At 67.9% G+C, this 1,717-nt stretch carries 2 protein-coding genes; both read left to right on the top strand.

What is annotated here, in order from left to right; genetic code table 11:
- The coding region (locus tag ABZ861_RS31440; RefSeq protein ID WP_361637452.1) for an alpha-glucosidase C-terminal domain-containing protein at positions 1 to 633 on the top strand (633 nt) is incomplete at its 5' end.
- Positions 630 to 1,717, top strand: a 1,088-nt coding sequence (locus ABZ861_RS31435) for an alpha-amylase family glycosyl hydrolase (protein WP_361637449.1), incomplete at its 3' end; no start/stop codon positions are given. The genes ABZ861_RS31440 and ABZ861_RS31435, both read left to right, overlap by 4 nt.

The raw sequence follows: 1,717 nt of genomic DNA, 5'->3' as shown, positions 1-1,717 counted from the left end.
GCCGCGTACATGCGGCCGAACTTCTTCGCCAACACGCCCGACATCCTGCACGCCTACCTCCAGGACGGCGGCCGGCCCGCCTTCGAGGTCCGCGCCGTCCTGGCCGCCACCCTCTCCCCCTCCTGGGGCATCTACAGCGGCTACGAGCTGTGCGAGAACACCCCGCTCAAACCGGGCAGCGAGGAATACCTCGACTCCGAGAAGTACCAGCTCAAACCCCGCGACTGGGAGGCCGCCGCACGCGAGGGCCGCACCATCGCCCCCCTCATCACCCGCCTCAACGACATCCGCCGCAGGCACCCGGCGCTGCACGGCCTGCGCAGCCTCCGCTTCCATCACACCGACAACGAGGCCGTGATCGCCTACAGCAAGACCTCCGGTGCGGACACGGTCCTGGTGGTCGCGAACCTCGATCCGCACTGCGCCCAGGAGGCCACGGTCTCATGGGACATGCCGCGACTCGGCCTCGACTGGCACGAATCCACGTCCGTGCTCGACGAACTGACGGGTGAGACCTACCACTGGGGCCGGGACGCCTACGTGCGGCTGGAACCGGGCCGCCGGCCCGCGCACGTGCTCCACGTCCAACGACCGTCCGCCCCCGCGCAGAGGGAAGGGTCCGCCGCGTCATGACCGTCAACGAGCCCGTCCAGGACATCTTCGAGGACGCTCCCGCCAGGGACCGCGACCCCGAGTGGTTCAAGCGCGCGGTCTTCTACGAGGTCCTCGTCCGCTCCTTCCAGGACAGCAACGGCGACGGCGTCGGCGACCTGAAGGGCCTGACCGCCAAACTGGACTACCTCCAGTGGCTCGGCGTGGACTGCCTGTGGCTGCCGCCCTTCTTCCAGTCACCCCTGCGCGACGGCGGCTACGACGTCTCCGACTACACCGCCGTGCTCCCGGAGTTCGGCGACCTCGCCGACTTCGTGGAGTTCGTCGACGCCGCCCACCAGCGCGGCATGCGGGTCGTCATCGACGTCGTCATGAACCACACCAGCGACCAGCACCCGTGGTTCCAGGAGTCCCGCACGGATCCCGACGGCCCCTACGGCGACTTCTACATGTGGGCCGACGACGACAAGGGCTATCCGGACGCCCGGATCATCTTCGTCGACACCGAGGCGTCCAACTGGACGTATGACCCGGTGCGGGGCCGGTACTTCTTCCACCGCTTCTTCTCGCACCAGCCGGACCTCAACTACGAGAACCCGGCCGTGCAGGAAGAGGTCCTGGCCGCCCTGCGGTTCTGGCTGGACCTCGGCATCGACGGATTCCGCCTCGACGCGGTGCCCTACCTCTACGCCGAAGAGGGCACCAACTGCGAGAACCTGCCCGCGACGCACGACTTCCTCAAGCGGGTCCGCAAGGAGATCGACGCCCAGTACCCCGACACCGTGCTCCTCGCCGAGGCCAACCAATGGCCCGAAGACGTCGTCGACTACTTCGGCGACTACGGCGCCGGCGGCGACGAATGCCACATGGCCTTCCACTTCCCCGTCATGCCGCGCATCTTCATGGCCGTGCGCCGCGAGTCCCGCTACCCCGTCTCCGAGATCCTCGCCAAGACCCCCGCCATCCCCGGCAACTGCCAATGGGGCGTCTTCCTGCGCAACCACGACGAACTCACCCTGGAGATGGTCACCGACGAAGAACGCGACTACATGTGGGCCGAATACGCCAAAGACCCCCGCATGCGCGCCAACATCGGCATCCGCCG

The organism is Streptomyces sp. NPDC046985 (assembly GCF_040644415.1).
Lineage (GTDB): Bacteria > Actinomycetota > Actinomycetes > Streptomycetales > Streptomycetaceae > Streptomyces.
Note: the sequence above shows the minus strand (reverse complement) of the source record. Positions and strands in the feature narration are given on the sequence as shown.